This window comes from Allorhizobium sp. nf9_anc, assembly GCF_056323085.1.
In genome coordinates this window covers 83,692-104,563 of the sequence record NZ_JBWHZM010000002.1, presented here as the reverse complement: position 1 = coordinate 104,563, position 20,872 = coordinate 83,692, and the positions used below count along the sequence as shown (strand labels likewise).

At 56.6% G+C, this 20,872-nt stretch carries 17 protein-coding genes and 3 pseudogenes; 10 read left to right on the top strand and 10 right to left on the bottom strand.

Annotated features, from left to right (window positions below; translation table 11 throughout):
• Positions 1–42 precede the first annotated feature (42 nt).
• The gene (locus AC02Y0_RS22650) at positions 43–795 is read right to left on the bottom strand and encodes an SDR family NAD(P)-dependent oxidoreductase (RefSeq protein WP_476384343.1); all 753 of its coding nucleotides are present in this window, start codon (positions 793–795) and stop codon (positions 43–45) included.
• Between the two features lie 25 nt (positions 796–820).
• Positions 821–1,561: a TSUP family transporter gene (locus AC02Y0_RS22645; protein ID WP_476384342.1), complete on the bottom strand. Its 741-nt coding sequence runs from the start codon at positions 1,559–1,561 to the stop codon at positions 821–823.
• Between the two features lie 417 nt (positions 1,562–1,978).
• Here AC02Y0_RS22645 and AC02Y0_RS22640 point away from each other — a divergent pair, with 417 nt between their 5' ends.
• From AC02Y0_RS22640 to AC02Y0_RS22600, 9 genes and pseudogenes are all read left to right on the top strand, one after another.
• Positions 1,979–2,953, top strand: a complete 975-nt coding sequence (locus AC02Y0_RS22640; protein ID WP_476384341.1) for an agmatinase — start codon at positions 1,979–1,981, stop codon at positions 2,951–2,953.
• Between the two features lie 70 nt (positions 2,954–3,023).
• Positions 3,024–4,157, top strand: coding sequence for an extracellular solute-binding protein (locus tag AC02Y0_RS22635; protein ID WP_476384340.1), 1,134 nt, complete (start codon positions 3,024–3,026; stop codon positions 4,155–4,157).
• Between the two features lie 90 nt (positions 4,158–4,247).
• Positions 4,248–5,342 (top strand): ABC transporter ATP-binding protein, encoded by a 1,095-nt coding sequence (locus tag AC02Y0_RS22630; RefSeq protein WP_476384339.1) that lies wholly within the window; start codon positions 4,248–4,250, stop codon positions 5,340–5,342.
• On the top strand, positions 5,339–6,223 hold the full coding sequence (locus AC02Y0_RS22625; protein WP_476384338.1) for an ABC transporter permease: 885 nt from the start codon (positions 5,339–5,341) through the stop codon (positions 6,221–6,223). The genes AC02Y0_RS22630 and AC02Y0_RS22625 overlap by 4 nt, the downstream gene beginning before the upstream one ends.
• Positions 6,224–6,230: 7 nt before the next feature.
• Positions 6,231–7,019 (top strand): ABC transporter permease, encoded by a 789-nt coding sequence (locus tag AC02Y0_RS22620; protein WP_476384337.1) that lies wholly within the window; start codon positions 6,231–6,233, stop codon positions 7,017–7,019.
• A gap of 436 nt (positions 7,020–7,455) precedes the next feature.
• The gene (locus tag AC02Y0_RS22615; protein ID WP_476384336.1) at positions 7,456–8,529 is read left to right on the top strand and encodes a Fic family protein; all 1,074 of its coding nucleotides are present in this window, start codon (positions 7,456–7,458) and stop codon (positions 8,527–8,529) included.
• A 160-nt stretch (positions 8,530–8,689) separates the two neighbouring features.
• Entirely contained in the window at positions 8,690–9,136 is a 447-nt protein-coding gene (locus tag AC02Y0_RS22610; protein ID WP_231814346.1) for a MerR family transcriptional regulator, read from the top strand.
• Positions 9,126–9,704 carry a VapC50 family PIN domain-containing toxin gene (locus AC02Y0_RS22605; protein ID WP_476384335.1) on the top strand — a complete coding sequence of 193 codons (579 nt, stop codon included), beginning with the start codon at positions 9,126–9,128 and terminating at the stop codon, positions 9,702–9,704. Before AC02Y0_RS22610 ends, AC02Y0_RS22605 begins: the two co-directional genes overlap by 11 nt.
• A gap of 146 nt (positions 9,705–9,850) precedes the next feature.
• Positions 9,851–12,210, top strand: a pseudogene (locus AC02Y0_RS22600) (hypothetical protein).
• 202 nt (positions 12,211–12,412) lie between these two features.
• Here AC02Y0_RS22600 and AC02Y0_RS22595 read toward each other — a convergent pair.
• The 6 genes and pseudogenes from AC02Y0_RS22595 to istA all read right to left on the bottom strand — a co-directional run bounded on the left by AC02Y0_RS22595 (position 12,413) and on the right by istA (position 18,343).
• Complete coding sequence (locus AC02Y0_RS22595) at positions 12,413–12,523, bottom strand: hypothetical protein (RefSeq protein WP_476384386.1); 111 nt, start codon at positions 12,521–12,523, stop codon at positions 12,413–12,415.
• An 82-nt stretch (positions 12,524–12,605) separates the two neighbouring features.
• On the bottom strand, positions 12,606–13,304 hold the full coding sequence (locus AC02Y0_RS22590; RefSeq protein ID WP_476384334.1) for a hypothetical protein: 699 nt from the start codon (positions 13,302–13,304) through the stop codon (positions 12,606–12,608).
• Positions 13,305–14,308: 1,004 nt separating this feature from the next.
• The gene (locus tag AC02Y0_RS22585; RefSeq protein ID WP_476384333.1) at positions 14,309–14,983 is read right to left on the bottom strand and encodes a hypothetical protein; all 675 of its coding nucleotides are present in this window, start codon (positions 14,981–14,983) and stop codon (positions 14,309–14,311) included.
• A 221-nt stretch (positions 14,984–15,204) separates the two neighbouring features.
• Positions 15,205–15,957: pseudogene (locus AC02Y0_RS22580) on the bottom strand (ATP-binding protein); the annotation flags it as partial.
• Positions 15,958–16,014: 57 nt separating this feature from the next.
• On the bottom strand, positions 16,015–16,827 hold the full coding sequence (istB, locus tag AC02Y0_RS22575; RefSeq protein ID WP_476384331.1) for an IS21-like element helper ATPase IstB: 813 nt from the start codon (positions 16,825–16,827) through the stop codon (positions 16,015–16,017).
• Positions 16,817–18,343, bottom strand: coding sequence for an IS21 family transposase (istA, locus tag AC02Y0_RS22570; RefSeq protein ID WP_476384330.1), 1,527 nt, complete (start codon positions 18,341–18,343; stop codon positions 16,817–16,819). The genes istB and istA overlap by 11 nt, the downstream gene beginning before the upstream one ends.
• Positions 18,344–18,462: 119 nt before the next feature.
• On the opposite strand from istA, the pseudogene AC02Y0_RS22565 reads away from it, so the two are divergent.
• A pseudogene (locus tag AC02Y0_RS22565) lies at positions 18,463–19,296 on the top strand (IS3 family transposase); the annotation flags it as partial.
• A 119-nt stretch (positions 19,297–19,415) separates the two neighbouring features.
• Here AC02Y0_RS22565 and AC02Y0_RS22560 read toward each other — a convergent pair.
• Positions 19,416–19,940, bottom strand: a complete 525-nt coding sequence (locus AC02Y0_RS22560; RefSeq protein WP_476384329.1) for a hypothetical protein — start codon at positions 19,938–19,940, stop codon at positions 19,416–19,418.
• A gap of 18 nt (positions 19,941–19,958) precedes the next feature.
• Complete coding sequence (locus AC02Y0_RS22555) at positions 19,959–20,843, bottom strand: hypothetical protein (protein WP_476384328.1); 885 nt, start codon at positions 20,841–20,843, stop codon at positions 19,959–19,961.
• Positions 20,844–20,872 lie beyond the last annotated feature (29 nt).

Genomic DNA, 20,872 nt, shown 5'->3' with positions numbered 1-20,872 from the left:
CACCCCCGCAAAGAGGGGATTTAAGCCCCCTCCGCTCTCTCTTCACGCCCTATGGATCTGGAACGGGGCCCAGGATTGACTAACCGGCATGACTTCCAGGCTGTTGATGTTGACATGGGATGGAAGCGAAGCCACCCAATAGACAGTCTCTGCAATATCCTCGGGCTGCAACGGGTTGGCGCCAGCATAGAGACGGTCATAGGCCTGGCGGTCACCACCTGTGCGCACCAGCGTGAATTCACTCTCCGACAAGCCAGGCTCAATGGATGTCACGCGCACACCCTTGGTCGACAGATCGCTGCGCAGCCCGAGTGAAAACTGCCGGACAAAGGCCTTGGTGCCGGCATAGACATTACCGCCGGGATAAGGCCAGTTCGAAGCGATCGAGGCCAGATTGACGATCAGCCCGCGCTGTTCGATCAACTGACCGAGCAGCAGGCGGGTGATGGTGACGAGACCCGTCACATTGGTATCGATCATCGTTCTCCAATGGTCGAGATCGCTTTCCTGCGCTGGCCCGGTCCCCAGCGCCAGCCCGGCATTGTTGACGAGAACGTCGACCTTCGAAAAGGGCTCGGCAAGTGTGGCAAGCGCGGCAGATGTCGCCATCTCGTCGCGGATGTCGAAGCAAAGAGAGGTCAGCCGTTCAGGCCCGCCGAGCTCGTCTACCAGCTGATCCAGCCGATCCTTGCGCCGGCCCGTCAGCACCAAGCGGTGGCCCTCGCGGGCAAAGCGCTCAGCGATGGCTTTACCGAAGCCGGATGTAGCACCAGTGACGAGGACGGTTTTCCGCATGGTCGAAGTCTCCTTGGCGATTGGGTCAGACTGTTGCGATGGCACGAATGGTTTGAAGCAGGCCGGCGAGCGCGATGAAAACAAGGCCGATCCCGGCGACGCGATCCCAAACATGCCGCGGCAGCCGGTGGGACAGGATGTAGCCCGCAGCGAAGCCTGCCAGAGTAAGCGGCATGTAGATCAACAGCAGGCTTAAGAGCTCGGCATCGATTTCACCCATGGACGCCCGCGCCGCGAGGGTAAAGATATCGACCACCCCGAAAAACACCGCAAGCGTGCCGCGAACGCAATCCCGCTTAACACCACCTGCCAGAAGCCAGGCGGCGATCAATGGGCCTCCGACTGCGAAGGCCGATAAAAGAATTCCGGTTAGAAACCCAATACCAATCCCGAGCGCTCTGTGCGCCAGCCAAGCCGGCGGATTGGCAATCAGGGCGATGCAAGCGGCAAAAACGATCGTGGCAGACACCAGAATGCGCGCAGCCTCGCCCTCAAGATAGGGAACGAGCAGGCTACCGCATAAGGCCCCGATCACGCCGCTGACCAAGAGAGCCCGCGTGACCCGCCAATCGATCGTGCTTCTGCCGCGGTCGACGACGGTAAACGCGGTTAGCATGAGGTCGTTGATCAGTATAAATGGCACCATACCAGTCGGTGAAAACACCCCAACGAGACCAATGGCCGCGACAAGTGCATAGCCAAAGCCGGTCACGCCACGGAACGCACCCGCGGCAACGGTTACGGCGCCGATGATCAGTGCGTCCATGCCAATCCCCTGACCCCGTGAGCCTGCCGAAACCCGGCCATCGCACGCAGTCATATGGCCGCCTCTTGCGACAAGACAGAGCCAGCCATCTTCAAGCATGGAGCCAGTTTATCCGGGCAACAGGCATCGCCACATCAGCCTAGAGAAGCGCTTATTTCCCATGGATTTCAGCTATCCTTTCGCTTTTCCACAACGAAAAGGTCGACGTGGAGATACTATTACGCACAAAAAAGCAGCATTTTGCAGATTTTTTCGACAGACAAGAGATTTATATTTAGACATGCGGCGGCTCGAGTCCGACATCCTGCCGAGTATACAGCATTCATCAAACTGTTGCTGGTGATCTATTGTTGTCAGACGTCTTCTACGTGTTAGCCTGTTTGCCGAATGACAGCGCGCAAAGCTGCAGAGGACTGAATGAATTCTGGCGATTTCCAACCTGTTTCTGGCTTTGACCTCCCCCGTTTTGCGGGCATCGCAACCTTTATGCGCTTGCCCCACATTACCTTCGACAATCCCCGGATCTGCGAGGTTGAGATCGGCTTAATCGGCGTTCCCTGGGACGGTGGGACGACAAACAGGCCAGGTCCGCGGCATGCGCCGCGCCAGCTGCGTGATTACTCGACCATGATCCGCAGTCAGAATGGCGTGACGAGAGCCAAGCCCTTCGAACTGGCGCGGTGTGCCGATCTTGGTGATGTCGGCCCGAACCCCGCAGATCTGCAGGATTCCATGGCTCGGATCACTGCCTTCTATTCAAAAGTGGTGAATGCCGGCATACGACCTTTGAGCGCCGGCGGCGATCATCTCTGCTCGCTGCCGATCCTGCGCGCGTTGGCGAAGGAACGTCCGGTTGGCATGATCCATTTCGACAGCCATACGGACTTGTTCCACTCCTATTTCGGCGGCTTCAAATACACCCATGGTACCCCGTTCCGCCGCGCGGTGGAGGAGGGCCTGCTGGATCCCAAACGCGTCTGCATGATCGGCATCAGAGGCCCGGCCTATGACTTCGAGGACCGAGACTTTGCCGATGCCGTCGGCATCCGCGTCATACCGATCGAGGAGTTTCACGCCCGCGGCGTCCAAGATGTCATGGCGGAGGCACACGAGATTGCGGGTTCTGGCGAAACCTATGTCAGCTACGACATCGACTTCATCGACCCGGCCTTTGCGCCGGGCACCGGAACGCCGGAGATCGGCGGCCCTAATAGTTTCCAGGCGCTGGAAGTTGTCCGAGGCTTGAAGGGACTGAACATCATCGGCGCCGATCTGGTCGAGGTGTCGCCGCCGTTTGATGCGAGCGGTTCGACAGCCTTTCTCGGCGTCACCATCATGTTTGAACTCTTGTGCGTGCTTGCCGAATGCAAGGCACGTCAGGCTGAAAACTGACATTCATAACAGAAGACCGGAAAACCGGCTGTTGCATTTACGGGAACCTGACGAAACTGGGAGCTAACCAATGACCTTTTTTTCCAAACCACTGACACGCCGTACCCTCTTGAAGACGTCTGCAGCAGGTGCGGGCCTACTGGCCGCTCCCGCCCTCATTTCCTCCAGTGCACTTGCGTCGTCCGGCGAGCTGAACTTCACCGGCTGGGCAGGCTATCCCGGCATGGCCGAAAAAGTCTTCCCCGCCTTCGAGAAGGCGACCGGCATCAAGGTCAACTTCACCGAACAACCCGACCAGGACACGATGTTCGCCCAGGCGAAGATCTCGCTTGAGACGGGCACGTCGGACGTTGTCGAGCCGACGCTCGATCGCGTGTCTGCCTGGAACTCCAATGGCCTGCTACAGGGTTGGGACATAAGCAAGCTTGCGCTCGACAACTACGCACCGGGTCTCGCCGACGGTTCCGCCGATGAACTGGCAACGATCGATGGCCAGAAGCTGATCGTGCCTTCTGTCTGGGGCACCGAAGCGCTGGTCTACAACACGACCGACTTCCCGACCGAATATGGCAAGGCGAGCCTGGCTGACCTGTTTAACCCGGAAAACGCGATCACGGTCCGTGGCCATTCGGCGCTTGCAGCCATGGGTCGCTGGCTCGATTCAGAAGGTAAGCTGCCGAAGCCGTGGATTGACGGCTACAAGGACGAAGCAACCATGGTCGAACTCTGGGACATTGTCCTGGCAGAGGCGATCAAGGCCAAAAGCAACATTGTGCAGTTCTGGGGTGGCGAGAATGATGCGCAGGCGGCCTTCCGCACGAATGGCGCAGTGCTTGGCCTCTGCTGGGATTCCACGGGCTTCAACCTGAAGAAGGAGGGCGGCTATAGCTATGTCGCTCCAAAAGAAGGCGCGTTTGCCTGGAACCAGGGCCTCGTTCTTCTGAAGAACGCCAAGAATGTCGAGCAGGCGCATGAATTCGCCAAATGGGCGTCGACGGCAGAAGGCTCGGCACTATGGGCCACCGCCTTCTCCGCAAATCCCGTCGGCAAGGGTGGTATCGACCTGATGGATCCTGCCGTCTCAGAATTCTACAAGGCAAGCTTCCCCGGCGATGCCGTCAGCAAGCTCTACTGGTGGCCGAGCCAGGCCGCCTGGTTCCTCGCCAAGCGCGGGGAATATGCCGACAAGTACAAGGCTGCCTGAGCGGTCAGAAAGATCATGTCGGCCGCTTTTGCGGCCGGCATCGGAGCCACATAAGGCCCGTGCCGGGCCAAGGGAAATGAACCACACGCAATGAGTGCCAGTGTCGAACTTCAAGATGTTTGCGCCGATTTCGGCCCGTTCCGCGCCGTAGACAACGTCTCTTTGTCGATCGGGGCCGGTGAATTCTTCTCCTTCCTTGGACCATCCGGCTGCGGCAAGACGACCATTCTGCGCATGGTCTCAGGCTTCATCGCACCGACATCAGGTACAATCCGCATCGGCAGCAAGGATATGCAGGGGCAACGCCCCAACCAGCGCCCAACGGCGCTCATTTTCCAAAATCTCGCCCTCTTCCCACTGATGCCGATCTGGGAAAACATCGCCTTCGGACTTGAAGCGAGAGGCGTCGACAAAAAGGCTCGCCGGCAGAAGGCAGAGGAACTGTTGGCCCTCGTCGATCTCCAGAACGCGGCCGACAAGACAGTTAGTCAGCTCTCGGGTGGTCAAAAACAGCGCGTGGCGATTGCCCGCGCGCTGGCCGTGGAGCCTTCCGTCATGCTGCTCGACGAGCCTTTGTCGGCACTTGATCTGAAGCTGCGCCAGCATATGCGGGCTGAGCTGCGGGCGATCCAGAAGCGCACCAATGTCACCTTCATCTACATCACCCATGATCAGGGCGAGGCACTTGCCATGTCCGACCGTGTCGCTGTCATGTCGCATGGCAAACTGCAGCAAGTGGCAGCGCCTCGCGAGATCTACAACACTCCCGCAAATGGCTTCGTCGCGTCATTTGTCGGCGAAACCAACTGCTTGACCGGCACGCTGTCTGCTCGGTCCGGTGCTTATGGCGACTTCCAGACAACCAATGGTGCTTTCCGCGCCAAACTGGGCGCCAACATCAACAGCGGCGCCAATCTCTATGTTCGCCCGGAGCATGTGCGCCTGGATGGCAGCGAGGCCGCCGCCAATTCCATTGCGGTGTTGGTAACGGACATTGCCTTTGAGGGCAATTTCATCTCGATCAAGGCCGTGGATGCCTCGGGACGGGTAATCGTTTCCGAAATCCGCAACGACGGATCAACTGCCATACCGGAGCGCGGCACCCGACTGTTTGCCAATTTCGAGATGGATCACGCTTTCATTCTAGCCAATGACAGCACAAGCGGCGCGGCGGTCGTGGCATGAAGGACCTTGTCGAACGGTATGGCAAAGGCCTTACCCTCACCATTTGTCTGCTGGTTGCCTTCTGGCTGTTGATGTTGGTCGTCGTGCCAAACCTCTACCTGTTTGAAAACTCCTTCAGACCCTATTTGCCGGTGCAGGACATAGGCGGTCCGAAGGATGTTTACACACTGAAGAACTATATGACCTTCCTTCAAAGCCCGATCCACATCTCGGTCTTTGTCTGGACGGTCATCTATTCCTCGATCGTCACCGCCATCTGTTTCGCCATTGCATATCCGCTGGCTTACTATCTCTCGAAGAAAGCGACGCCAAAGAGCCTGCCAACCATCTTCCTGCTGCTCACCATTCCGCTGTGGGTCAGCGAAATCATGCGCTCCTTCGCGTGGTTTATCATCCTGTCACTGAAAGGCCCGCTGAACTACGTTCTGCTCGATATCGGCATCATCGAACGTCCGATCCGCTGGATGATAGGTTTCCGCAGCGTGATGATCGGGCTCGTCTACACCTATGTCCTGTTCATGCTGTTCCCGCTCTACAATGCGATCCAGTCGCTCGACACGAGCCAGATCGAGGCGGCGGACGATTTGGGGGCTTCTTGGTGGCGCATCCATTGGCGCGTCATCCTGCCCCATGCAAAGCCTGGCATCGCCTCCGGATCGGTCATGGTCTTCATGCTCTCAGCGGGTTCCATCCTCGTGCCGACCTTGCTCGCGTCGACCAATTCCCGGTGGTTCACGGAGATCATCCAGCAATGGATGTTCGAGTCGCTCGACTGGAATACGGGCGCCGCCTATGCATTCCTGCTCCTGATCCTGTGCACACTATTTGTGACAGTGGTCATGCGACTGTTCAGCGTCAAACTCTCCGACATTGCGAAGTGAGGCCTGAATGACCCAGAAATCCGACTGGTTGTTTCGCGTCTATCTCGTGATCTTCCTCGCCTATCTGCTGCTGCCGCTGGTGGTCATGGGAGGTGCTGCCTTCAACGACACACGTTTCCCCTCCGTCTTCCCCTGGCATGGGTTTACCCTGAAGTGGTTCGTGGAATTGTGGAACGATGCCCGCCTGCTGAACGCCTTCAAGAACACGCTGCTGGTTGCCCTTGCAGTCGTCGCAATCTCCGTGCCGATCGGCACGGCAGCCGCCATCCTGGTCAACAATCTTCGTGGCACGCTAAGGTCCACGCTCTACGGCATGATGGTCGCACCTGTGCTCACCCCCGGCGCCGTGATCGGCATCTCCACGCTGCTCCTTTGGAATTCGCTTGGCGTTGCACCCGGTCTTCATCTCGCAGTGCTTGGCCAAGCCTCATATATCTCGGCCTTCGTGATGCTTTTGGTCCTGGCACGCTTGCAAAGTTTCGATCGCTCACTGGAGGAAGCAGCCCTTGATCTTGGCGCAAGCTATTTAATGGTTATACGCCGCATTCTTCTGCCGCACCTCTACCCCGCACTCGGCGCAGGCGCCGTGATCGCATTCTTCCAGTCGATCGAAAATTTCAACGTTACGCTGTTTACACGCGGCCCCGACGATACCCTGACGGTCTATGTGTTTTCAAAGGTGAGAAGTGGAATTACACCAACAATCAATGCGCTTTGCGTCATTCTGATTGCAGCCACCCTGCTCAGCGTTCTGATCATAGAAATCCGCAGACGCGCGGTTAGAAGCCAATTCTGAAAGCCATAACACAAGGCGGGCGCTTCCACAGGGTCGAGCACTCGTCCGCCGCTGGCACGACTTCGATTTCGCGATTATTATTTACGACTGAAACCTCGTCAAAGGTTTCGCGGCCGCTCTGGCTGAAACTCTGGCTGTCACAGAGTGAAATGACTAGCTTTGCAACGTCCGCCTCGCAAGGATTACGGAAACCGTCGGCATTGAGCTCTTGAGCGGGATCGAACTACGACCCCGTGGTTGTTCCGCGCCGATCTTATCTACCTCCTAGAGGCGTCAGATACTTAGAAACACCAGTCCTCGTCCTGGGTCGCCAGTGCCTCACCAAGGCGTAGGAGGACCGTCATCTCGCTCACGACCGACAGTTCTGACAACTCTCTTGCGGAAAATGGATGGAAATGGATGGATAAATAGTACATGACAGCTTCTCAGGAATTGGATGGGAATGGATGAGCAAATGGAATTTCTGAACACGGCGACCATCCGGATCACGCCTGAAATCCTGTCGCTGATCGCCGAAATCGACGAATTCAAGGGTGCTTGGCGTGCGATCGGCCGGATCGCGCCCGAGCGGCTGTCCGGCCTCCGCCGTGTCGCCACGATCGAAAGCGTCGGTTCCTCGACCCGTATCGAAGGGGCACGCCTCACCGATCGAGAGGTCGAAAAGTTGCTGGCAAACATTCGCCTGGGGTCGTTTACGACACGTGATGAGCAAGAGGTTGCCGGCTATGCAGAGGTAATGGAAACCATCTTCAGTGCTTACGAAGCTATTTCGTTTACCGAGAATCATATCCGTCAGCTCCACCGCGACCTTCTTGCACACTCGACAAGGGACGAGCGGCATCGCGGCGCCTACAAAACCCTCTCCAACAACGTGGAAGCGTTTAACGAACAAGGAGAGAGCCTTGGCATAGTTTTCGAAACGGCATCGCCGTTCGATACCCCGCGTCGAATGGAAGAACTGATCGCCTGGCTGGATGAGCAAGGGCGAGAAAAGCAGCTCCATCCACTTTTAGTCGTCGCGATCTTCGTTGTCGTTTTCCTCGAAATCCATCCATTCCAGGATGGCAATGGCCGCCTATCGCGTATTCTGACCACCTTGTTGCTGCTGCGCGCCGGCTACGCTTACGTCCCCTACAGCTCGCTCGAAAGCATCATCGAGCAAAGCAAGGAGAGCTATTACATCTCGCTTCGACGCACGCAGGGAACGATTCGCAGTGCCGAGCCCGACTGGAATGCCTGGATCGAGTTCTTTTTGAGAGCCCTGCATCGGCAGAAGAAGCGGCTTGAGAAGAAAATGGAGCGCGAGCGTATTATACTCGCCGACATGCCGGAATTATCCGTTACATTGCTCGAGTTGGCGCGCGAGCACGGGCGGATCACGGTCGCGGAAGCTGCACGGATCACCGATGCAAGCCGTCATACCATCAAGGATCATTTCAAGGGACTCGTGGATCAAGGGCACCTCGTCCTGCACGGTGCTGGCCGCGGCGCCTGGTACGGTCTTTCCTAATGAAGGGAGTGTCAGACCCATCTGAATTGGGCGCCTTGACGGGAATCGAACCAGCATTCCGAAGAACCGCCCTCATCACCACCATTACAACCAATCCGCACTTTCAGTTATTGCAGTTAGAGGCGTTGTTCGCTATATTAACGGATAAGGAGATATCGTCATGGCCAGCCAGATTGTTCATTTCGCCAGACTGTCAGATCGAGACCGAAAAATAGCAACGCCATTGCCAAAGCTGGTTGCCGGCGACAGGCTGGAACTCCACGTTCGTGATGCAGGTGGCAAGCAGCAGATGCTCCCGATTCCGCCCTCAGCTGCCGCCGCTGTTGAAGCTCTTTTGGCGCACATGCTGCGCGGAGAGGGTGTCGCCGTGCTGGCCGAGGACCAAGAACTAAGCCCGAGCGAAGCTTCAGCCATTCTTGGCATCTCCCGCCCACTCGTCGTCTTGCGCATGGACCGGGGTGAGCTGCCATTCCGCTACGTCGGCAAACACCGCCGCGCCCTCCTTAAGGATGTGCTCGCATTGAAGTCGAAGCTTGACAAACGACAAACGGCGATGGAAGCGCTAGCCGAGGACACAGAGGACCTGATCGAGACCTATGGCCTCTAATCCGCCCGTCGCGGTCTACGATGCCTGCGTCCTCTACCCCTTCCACCTGCGCAACATTCTGATCCAGTGCGCCTTCGACGGTCTCGTCGAGGCGCGCTGGACCGACGATATACATGATGAGTGGATGCGCAATCTCGCCGCCAACACACCAGGCTTGTCAATCGAACGCCTGGAAGCCACGCGCGACCGGATGAACGCTGTCATCCCAGAGGCAGTTGTGAAAGACCATCGCCTATCTATTGCGGATCTCACCCTACCGGATCCCGACGATCGACATGTCCTCGCGGCAGCCATCGCCGGCAAAGCCTCCGTCATCGTTACCTGGAACCTTAAGGACTTTCCCGCAAAAAACCTTCTCGCACATGGTGTGACCAGCAAGTCGCCAGATGATTTTCTTACCGATCTCCATGCGGCGTTTGCGGAAGCGCTAATCTCCAGCGTCCGAAGTGCGAGGCATAATCTGCGTAGGACAATCCCATCGGTTGAGGCGTTCGTCGACGCGCTTGATCAAGGCGGGTTGAAGAAGTTTTCAGGGGTACTTCGCCGGAACATAGCCGGATTGAAGTGAGCAGGCGCCATCCTTGAACTGCCCAGAGTGCCCGACGACTTCCCTGGGTTACCGTGTCGCGCTCGCCAGCTTCACGGATTTTTAACTGTCTGCCCCTAATTCCGCACGCCCTCGGCCTGAGGCCCCGAGAAACTGCGGAATGACACATGCCAAACGAAGACCTTTCCAAACTCCATTTTCAGAAGAAGATTTCGACCTACTGCGATGTCCGTATTGCGCCCGTCGCGCCGGATTGGGTCGTAGAGAACATACGGCCGTACCTTCTGGGTTTGATTACCTTTAAAAAGACGCCTGCGCTTGCGAGCAACCGGTATGACTGGCGGCAGATCGCACACGATTGTGGGATCGATGAAGCGCTGACGACAAAGTTGAAGAAGCAACTGCGACCGGCGCTGGATGCGATCATGCGTTGGCTGAAGGAGCCGCCTGTAGAAGACGACGCCCGGAAAGGCAGAAGACTTCAAGCAGCACCGAAATCCGGTGACACGGGACAGTTTACCCCCTCCCCGACGAACCAGCATCACGAAGTAGAAGAGGTCGAGAGCTCGCCCTCACCTGGCCGCCCCGGCCCTAAGCCGAGACCAGTTTCTGACAAACCAGAACCATTATTCGAGGCGAACGACGACCCGAGTTCATTCGCCGATGCACTCGCCTATCAAATGCGCCGCTTTGGCGAGAGTTACTGGCAACTCCACCGGGCGGTCGTTCGGCTAGACGAAACGTTTGACGCGAAGACCTTGCTGTCGTGGATTGAGGGCCAGCGCGTGCCTCGCTCGGTGGCAAGCTTCGATATCCTTTGCCGGATCGAGCGTAGATATGGCTTGGAGCGGGGCTACTTCAAAGCGAAACTGCCACATCAATCCAGATCGCTATATGGCCACGATCTGGAAGACATCAGTCTGGCGGAACGGCGACGGCTTGCCTGGCATCTTCCTGATGACTTCGGCAGCCTGCCATTTTCAAAGCGCGAAGAGATCCTAGAATGGGTCCGGCGCGTCATCATCTCGGGGTCGACGGATTACAGACGGTTCCAGGCGGCAGCGACGAAGCAGCGCTACGCAATCCGGTTCCCTGGGATCACATACGGCGGGAGTGCACTCACTCCTCGACTAGCGGCTTCTAGCTGGCTGCGAGATGAGGACGAAAAAGGGCCTACGACCGAGGCGCTGGAGGATCCAGATCTGCTCTCCGGTGTCGTTGATGCACCCCCTCGGCTTGCGATGGAAATGGCAGACCTGATCCGCTTCAAGACGTCGACACTGACCGAGATCGGCTACCGCAGGAATGGCGTCTGGAATGAGGAGACAGCCAGCCAGAAGATCGAACATCTTGGTCTGATGTTTGGGGCACTTGCGGCATCCCCGAACGGAGTTGTCAAAGGTCGAGGCGTGCAGCTCAGCCAACTCACCTTCGGTCTCCTGATCTTCCCTGGCGTGTGGGACTGGTATTTGCAATGGCGGGAGCGCCGGCGCGGCTTCTTCACCAAATGGGAGGAAGACATGCTAATGGTGGCTATGGCCCTCACTCGCGCTGAAGTCGGCTGGATCCGCCAACATCCCGAACTGTTGCGCAACGTGAAGCCGATCGAAGGACTGATCACGACAGACGAGATTGATGCTGCTCGTCGAGATTGGCACGGTGCATGCGAGGACTTCCATCGCCATGCGGCCAATCGATCAAAAGAAATCCAGCGGGTGATGCGGGTGCACCGCGATCCGTTCGAGCCTATCATGTGCGTGCTGGAGGCAGATAGCCCGCTCGCTGAGTATCGCAAGATCACCGAGGAGATCTTGAAGCGAATGCCCGATGAGCACCGGTACCCGAGAGCAGCCGCTGAGGCCGTCCGTTCGTTCCTGATGCTAAGGCTTGGTCTACATCTTGGCCTCAGGCAGAAAAACCTTCGGCAATTGCTGGTCTGCCCGCGCGGGCAATTCCCGACCGCAGAACGCCGGCTCGAAGACATGAAGCGCGGCGAACTGCGTTGGAACGAACGGGAGCGTGGGTGGGAGGTCTTCATCCCGTCCAACGCGTTCAAGAACTCGGGCTCATCTTTTTTCGGGCAGAAACCGTTTCGTCTGGTGCTGCCGGATCTTCTTGATCTCTACACCTATCTCAATGCCTATATCGAGCGACATCGGAAGGTGCTCCTAGGTCGCGGCATGATCCGGGGACGCTTTTCGTCAAAACCGTCAAAACGACCAGTATCGATGCGGCGTATAATCAGACAACATTCTACGAGGCTTGGCGGTTGGCGATCCAGCGCTACGGCATATACAATCCGTATACCGGCCGCGGCGCGATTAAGGGTCTGCTACCACATGGCCCTCACAATGTCCGAGACGTGCTCGCCACACACATCCTAAAGCAGACAGGATCCTATGAGCAGGCAAGTTATGCCATCCAGGACACGCCTGACGTCGTGCAGCAGCACTGCGGGCGCTTTCTGCCGCAGGACAAAGCAGCATTGGCGGCGCGGATCCTTAATCAGGTATGGGAGGCGGCGTAGTGTGGCGGATGCGTCGCTCAGCCCATTGCAGGCATTTGCGCAAAATGTCCACGTCCGTCTAGGGCACTGCCTGTCGTCTCCGCCTTGAAAGGATTCGAACCCGGCGCTGGCCAGCCAGAAATTTACCCCTCTGAATCAGCTAGGATTTCTGACTGGCGGCTCAGTCCTCCGTCATCGCCCGCGTCAGTTGGTCAGACAACGGCTACAGCAGGTAGGACATTGCCGTCCTCTCACCTGTCTTGACGAATACCTCCACCGGCATGCCTGACAATAGGTTTAAGTTTCCGAGCCTGGCCATCTCTTTGGCCTGGATCCGGGTGCGGATTGAATACCAGGCCTCGCCCGTCTGCGGAGAATCCAGATTCGCTGATATAAGAGGAAATCTTTTGTATGCGCTAAAATCTCCCCATCACTTCTAAAATATTGTTATCGACGATTCCTACAACCTTATCGAACTCACCTCGATCTTTACCAACAAACATTCGAACCGAAATAGACATGTCACCGCCGAACTTGTAGTTTATATAACATGTCGTACTGCATATTTTTTTATCGTATATAATATCGCCGTTGTATTTATACAAATAAAATTTGCCGCTGTGTCCGAGTGCATTTAAAATTCCAAACTTAGTATGCAACTCACCGGATCGTATTCCTTCATGGAACGAAAACTCTATATCATCAATTGTACTTCTTGTCGCGTTCTGCCTCTTGGAGACAGAACAGAGAGTTGCTAGTGGCGCAATCAATTCCTCGCACAACTCCCTAAAGGTATACCGGACCGATAACGCCCTAAAGCCAGCAGCTTGATGCTTCTCTAGCTCGCGCAAGAATGATGGACTATGGCGCCTAAACACGAGAGTTTCGTCTTCGCCGTTATCGCTGGTCAGCCGGAGAATAGCTCCTTCAATAAGGGGAAACCTGTAGCTGATTGGGGTCTTTCCAGTTGAACTGAATGCGACCTGGAACTCCTTCTCGGAAGACTCTTTTCCCGAAGTTCCAGCCGGCAACAGCAGCAGCAGCACCATCACAAGCGGCGTGCCTCCCCGACCAACTCTATATCTTTCCGGGACCGGCAAAGTGGTCATGTTCATGATCCCGTCTGGGTTGTCTATCTGGGCGAAGCGAGTCAGGCATTTGCTCATCGGCTGCCGAGCCAACCAGCACCAGAGAGCACCGCAACCCTGGATCGATCTAGCCGCCAAACCTTACCCCAAAGTGTGTCGGAGAATATTCCGAGAAATTACCGACGAATAAGACACAGAGGTGAGAGCTTAGGGTCTAATCATGATGCAGTTGCGCGAGTAGCCGCGATAATTCGAAGCCTTCAGACGATGTACGCGTTTCGCGAGGCCCAGGACTGTGGTGTCTCGTTGCTACCTATGGAGCGCGTTTTCGTCGAAGCCAAAGCCGAATTTCCGATTCTTGCCGCCGGCGGATGGCTTGAGGGCAAACGGACTATCGACCCGTTAATGCGAAGCCTCTGCTCTTAACGGATTTGAAGCGTCGTGTTGGTCAAACAGCCGCATCTCAATTGTTTTTGCATCTGATTTCTAACGCCACCGCGCCGTTCACATGAGATTTTCCTTGGCATCAAAGGCAGCTTGGCTGACCGACCGCTGCGTAAGATGCGAATGGAACCGCTTGCAGTCCAATCGCGAACAACATGCCGTGGCATGCGGCCCAGAACCATTTGCTGGCTCGGAGTTGAGGCCGGATGACCGATGTCAGCAAGATCGCGATACTAACGAAACCCACGGCAAGCCAAAGGAGCGTCAGTGGGGGGTTATAAATCATAATCACCTGGAGACAGCTAGTAAGGAAATAGTGTCCTGCCGTGGCGTAAGACCAAGCCACCACCGCTATCCAAAGCAACGCATGGACAAGCATCGCCCCGCGCCTCAAACTCGTACTCTTTCGCAGGTCTGTCTCCATCGTTGCAGCTTTCTTCGTTCATCGGGACTTCGCTCTATGGCAAATGGAGGTGCCGGACGCGACCGCGCGTCATGTGTTACGTCACTTCCCGCCTAATCTGGGCTCGGCATGCTGCCAGATATGGACTTCCATGAACTGAAACAGATGCCTTCTGACCGCTCGCTTACTTTGAAAACCTGCCGAAGCGTACGCTAGTCCGCCTTGGCACCTTTTCTTCGCCCTCGAACCTCCAACTCACGCTGAACTGGTGCCCGCCCACCGAAGGAATCCAGGCAAGTAGAGTGTTTGCGAGGACGTAACCTCCAGTCCAGTCAGAAACGGTCGGGAACGGGCGCCAGACATCTATGAAAGCAGGAAACTCTCTAGTGCAACCAACCCGGTGTTGCGGACGGCTATACATAGAGTAGTCGTGATACAGACACCGAAAGCCATCGCTTTCCAGAATTTTCATGAGATTTAGGCTATGCGGGTTCTTCTCATGATGCGGTTTCGCGCCAGACAGAATGAGATGTAGGCAAACCTCCATGTCACGCTCATTGCGAACACGGTGAAATTGCAACCGGCGCACTCCCGAGCTGTCCGTCCATAAGCAATCATCAGCTGACTGAAACCTGTAAAACGCAAGCGCGTAGCGTCCGCGATCGATTGGATGGCGGGTGGCCCACAGCACTGGCAGGCGATGACCCATCTCGAAGATCTTCTGCTCGGCGCTCAGACGACGAGGATCCCAATCTGTTTGCCAAAGGCCTACGGCCAAAGCAGGAAGCAGCAGCCAAGCGAGGAACAAATTGACGAGGCCGCCCAGCATGGCCACGAACATCACCAGATATATCAGCATCCGCGATGTCCTATGAGATGATCGGAACTCATCACGATCCACATATTTGACGCCACCTGTAGGTGCCCCGGTTTAAACCTATATGTATGCTGCTCCAACGGCACAAGATTTGTCCGCCGCCCGCAACATAGGTCTTCAGCCGCGCATGGCGTGGTAGCTTCATGCGGAATGCGCGCCTGATTACCTGGTCTTCATGGAGACGAGCGCCGCGGGTTGGATATCTACGGCTGCCATTCCTTCATCTGCAGCACGTTTCCTCCGAGCTTCTGAAACGCCCGCTGGCGACAGGAGAACACGATAATCTGCTGGTCTCGAGACTGCCTGTGCAGCGCATCGAACATCTTTTCGATGCGGTCGTCGTCCGAATAGACCAGCGCATCATCGAGAATGACAGGTGCAGGCCGGCCATCACGTGCGAGAAGCCGCGCAAACGCCAGCCGCGTCAGCACTGACAACTGCTCCCGCATTCCGCCGCTCAGGCGATCGACATCCTCTTCCTGACCATTCCGCAGGATGGTCTGGGGTAGAAGCGTCTTGTCGTCGAAGGTGATCGCAACATCGTCGAAGAGCAGTCTCAGCAGCGGTCTGAGCTCAGTCATAACAGGTTTGAGGTAGAGCTCGCGCGCCTCAGACCTGGCATCGTCGAGGGAGGTGGTCACGCGCTGGAGGACAGCCACTTCCTTCTCATATGCAGCCACCCGCGCAGTCGCCGCATTGAATGCCTCCGAAGTCTCCCGCCATTTCTCTTCCACCGCCTCTTCCGATTGTGCGCGGATCTCTGCGTTCAGTCCGGCCATGGCCTCCCGCAGCGCATTGATCTCCTTTTCGGCTGCTGCTTCGATCGAGCGAGCACGCGTCAGCGCCGCCTCGATCGACGCGAGATCACCGGCATCTGTACCAAGCTTCAGGACATGCGCCTCCGCCTCAGAAAGCGATTGGTCCAGATCAGCTAGAGTGGCAGACAACGAACGCTCGCGTGTTGATTTCCACTGAGAGCTGACCCGGCGTTTCCACCGAGAATTGACCCGCCTTTAGGTATCGTTCGTGTTGTTGGTCTGGGTCAAGTTCCTGCGTTTCTCCTTTGATGTTTTGGGCTGATGCGCCGAGCTGTTCTTGAAGCGGAAGCTGTCGTTTCCGGTTTCGAGGATGTGGCAGTGGTGGGTGAGCCTGTTGAGCAGCGCGGTGGTCATCTTTGCGTCGCCAAAGACGCTTGCCCATTCACTGAAGCTGAGGTTGGTGGTGATGATGACGCTGGTGCGCTCATAAAGTCTGCTGAGCAGATGGAAGAGCAGCGCCCCGCCTGAAGTACTGAATGGCAGGTATCCCAGCTCGTCGAGAATGACGAGATCAGAGTGGACGAGCCGATTGGCGATCTGTCCTGACTTGCCTTGTGCCTTCTCTTGCTCGAGCGCGTTGACCAGTTCGACCGTCGAGAAGAACCTTACCCGCTTGTGGTGGTGTTCAATTGCCTGAACGCCGAGCGCGGTGGCAATGTGCGTCTTTCCCGTGCCAGGTCCGCCGACCAGAACGATATTGTTGGCGTCATCGAGGAAGTCACAGCGATGAAGCTGTTGCACGAGCGCCTCGTTAATCTCGCTGCTGGTAAAGTCGAAGCCATTCAGGTCACGGTAGGCTGGAAAGCGTGCTGTCTTGAGCTGATAGGCCGTTGATCGAACCTCGCGCTCCGCCATCTCTGCCTTGAGAAGCTGCGACAGGATCGGAAGGGCAGCCTCGAACGCGGGCGATCCCTGCTCAGTAAGTTCCCCGACGGCCTGGGCCATGCCATGCATCTTCAACTGCCGCAGCATGATGACGATCGCGCCGCTTGCTGGATTATGACGCATGGCGAGCCTCCGTCTTTCTCAAGGTGTCGTATCGTTCAACATTAGCCTTGGGTTCATTGGTGAGCGTCAGTGCCTGAGGGGTATCGAGGGTTGGCGGCGTGAAGGATTTGCCGTCAACGAGCCGATGCAGCAGGTTCAGCACATGCGTCTTGGTCGGAACGCCAGACTTCAGCGCCATGTCGACGGCAGACAGGACTGCCTGCTCGTCGTGCTGAAGGACCAGCGCCAGGATATCGACCATCTCCCGATCGCCCCCCGGCTTCTTGAGCAGGTATTGCTGCAAGGTCCGGAATGCATCGGGAAGCTCAATGAACGGTGCGCCGTTACGAAGAGCACCAGGCTTACGCTGCACCACCGCCAGATAGTGACGCCAGTCGTAGATGGTCTGACCCGGCCGATCATGGGACCGATCTATGACGCGGCGGTGCTCGCAGACGATCTGGCCTTCTGCGGCGACCACGACACGATCCGGATAGACCCGGAGGCTCACCGGTCGATTGGCGAAGGATGACGGAACGCTGTAGCGATTGCGCTCCAGATGCACGAGGCAGGTTGGCGTGACCCGCTTCGTATATTCGACGAACCCGTCGAACGGCCTGGAGAGCGTCATGAGAGCTGGGACTTCCTCGGCCCAGATGTCGGCAATAGTGCCACGCAACTGACCGTGGGGTGTCTTGGCCCAGAACTCCTTGCAACGCTCCTCGAGCCAATCGTTCAGGGCCTCCAGTGATGGAAAGCGCGGGATCGGTTGAAAGAAGCGATGACGCGCATCCTGCACGTTCTTCTCGACCTGTCCCTTCTCCCAGCCGGAAGCCGGATTGCAGAACTCGGGCTCGAACACATAATGGCTGGCCATCGCCATGAAGCGGACGTTGACGTCGCGCTCCTTGCCACGACCGACCTTGTCGATCGCCGTGCGCATGTTGTCGTAGATGCCGCGACCAGGAATGCCACCGAAGACACGGAAGGCATGGTTATGGGCATCGAACAGCATCTCATGCGTCTGCAGGAGGTATGCCCGGATGATGAAGGCCCTGGAGTAGCTCAGCTTCGTGTGGGCGATCTGCAGCTTGGTGCGCTCATTGCCGATGATCGCCCAATCTTCTGACCAGTCGAACTGGAAGGCCTCGCCTGGTTCGAACGTCAGGGGCACAAATGTCCCGCGGCCCGTCGTTTGCAATTCCCTCTGACGATCATTGCGCCATTCCCGCGCAAATGCCGCCACACGATTGTAGGACCCCTTGTAGCCGAGGCTGACAAGATCAACGTGTAGCTGCTTCATCGTCCGCTTCTGCTTGCGGCCTTTCTTCGACTCCGTCTTCAGCCAGGCCGATAACCGATCTGCAAACGGATCAAGCTTGCTCGGCCTCTCCGGCACGTTGAACTTTGGCTCCACGCCGTCGGCGCGCAGATATTTGCGGATGGTATTCCGGGACAAGCCGGTCCTGCGGCAAATCTCCCGGATCGATAGATGCTCTCGAAAATGCCAGCGCCGGATCACGCTCAGTAACGCCATGTCGATCACTCCAGAGCCCCCGCTGAAAACATGCGAGGGACGGTTGAAACATGGGTCAATTCTCAATGGAAATATCTGGCTGAGCCGGGTCAGCTCTCAGTGGAAATCAACACTCTCGGAAAAAAATGAGGCGGCCATCTCAGCGCCGAGAGCTGGCCGAGAAAGCAGTGGCGCAACACGGTGTGAGCATCGCGCTGGCATGCAGAACATTTGGCGTCAGTGAGACCTGTTTTCGGTATAGCCCAAAGCGCAATGCCGATAACGATGAGATCGCCGATCTGCTGCTTGGGCTCGTGAAGATGAAGAAGACCTGGGGCTTCGGTCTATGCTTCCTGCATATGCGCAACGTCCAAGGCTATCGCTGGAACCACAAACGAGTCTACCGTATCTACCGGGAGCTTGAGCTGAACCTGAGGATCAAGCCTCGGCGGCGGCTGAAGCGCGAGAAGCCCGAGGAACTGGCGGTGCCCGATGCGCCGAACGTGGTCTGGTCGATGGACTTCATGGCGGATCGCCTGGCGGACGGTCGCCAGTTCAGGCTTCTGAACGTTTTGGACGACTTCAACCGAGAGGGACTGGGGATCGAGGTTGACTTCTCACTGCCTGCCGAACGGGTCGTGCGCAGCCTCAACCAGATCATCGAATGGCGGGGCAAGCCGCTGGCGATCAGGGTCGATAACGGCCCCGAATACGTCAGTTCGAAGCTGGTCGAGTGGGCAGAGAAGCAAGGGATCGCATTGAACTACATCCAGCCCGGCAAGCCTCAGCAGAACGCCTATGTCGAGCGCTACAACCGAACTGTTCGGCATGAATGGCTCGATCTGTATATTTTTGACAGCATAACGGAGGTGCAAGAGATCGCCACGGAATGGCTTTGGACATATAACCACGAACGGCCCAACATGGGCATTGGCGGCATCACACCCGCTCAGAAAATGAAAATGGCTGCGTGAATTCTACCGCTGAACCCCGTTAAAACGGGGAGGATTACCCTACAGCGCGCACCATGGGCTCTCATTCGCCTCCAGTTCAACTCAATTTCAGAGAAATGACTTTAATCTCAGTCACGGCATTAATCCGCTTCATTCGATATCTCGATCAGATTCTCTTTCCGAAAAGTCTCGTGTCCCGGTTTGAACAGCACCAATTGAGGCCAAGTGAATCCAGTGCTTTTGCCCACGAAAATGGGAGGTTTCCCTTTTGGACTGTACTCGATCACGAACCCTGCCAGTTCCAATCCGAGCGAGGGCATAATGACGCTGTTGTGGTTCCAGAAAACTGAGCCTGCCGCTCTTCCTAGCGCCGAATAGACGCGTTTTGGATCGTCTCGAAATATCGAAACGTCCTGAAACCTGACATCAATTGTGTCGGACTGCCCAATAGACAAAAATGTTAGAACTCCTTCTTGGAATGAGCACAGAGGGGCGTCGCGATCACGAAATTCATTAATCGCCAGACTGCCGCCGGGTAATGTTTCTTCTGTGGTTTCATCGATCGGGCCCATTACGTTCTCAAACTCCGCAACCTGAGCCTGCGTCATTCCGAATTCCAGTGGTCCAAGACCTTTGTGAGGGGTGACGGTCCATATCTCGGTCACAATGTGTCTCCTTGTCCTTTACCTTCGGGCAAAATTTGATCTATCCATATCCGTCTGCAACGCAGCGTCGGTACAGGCGCGTCTGGCATAGTACACACGTTCTGTAGGCGACTTGCTGGAATGGGCGAGCATATACTCGGCCTCCTCGTGACCAGGACGTTGTTCGAACTGCGGTCCGTACTCACACTCGGTGCGTACAAAAGTCTCGAGGTCCTCAAGTGTTTCGAGACTGTAATTCACGCCGCGGTGATAAGCGGCAATGACCAGGTCTTTGTAATCCTGTCCATATTTCTCGAGATGGTCGGAACAGGCCACGATCAAATGTCGAACTACGCCGACTGAACGCCGCGTTTCGATGGCGTGCATTGTTGCGTCGGTGAACCTCAGCCCGCCCACACCAGGGGGACTACGCTGAGGGTTAGTCAACGTGAAGTGGGGCGTTTGTCCAATTGACCAAACGATATCGGGAACGAAATTAATTTCTTCGGCGGGCCCCATCAAAAGTTCCAGTTCCCGCTCCGGTAACACTGGAAGTATTTGAGCCATAACGTTCGCATCGGCATGGCGAAAAAGGAGTAAATCATCCTGACTTGAATCAACACGATTTTCCTGAGCCGCCGGAAGATGGCCAGCTTCCACGCGTACGCGATTAATCTTCCTTAGATGGCGAAACAGCGCATCGCCACCTCTACTGCAGGACCAGAACACGCCAGCAGAGCAATCCTCCATCAGTTCTGATACCGCACCCAAGATGCGCTGTTTGGCGGGACCATCGTCATTTTCCGTCACATCATCCCTCGATCTGTCAAGATAGATCATTTGGGGTGACGTGAGGTCAAAGTCTCTAATCTGCCCGCCGCGATCCGCATACAGCGGTCGGTTTACAAGGCGGCTTCTCAGCAAGGCGTTCGGGAGGTCGGAGAACTTCGCTC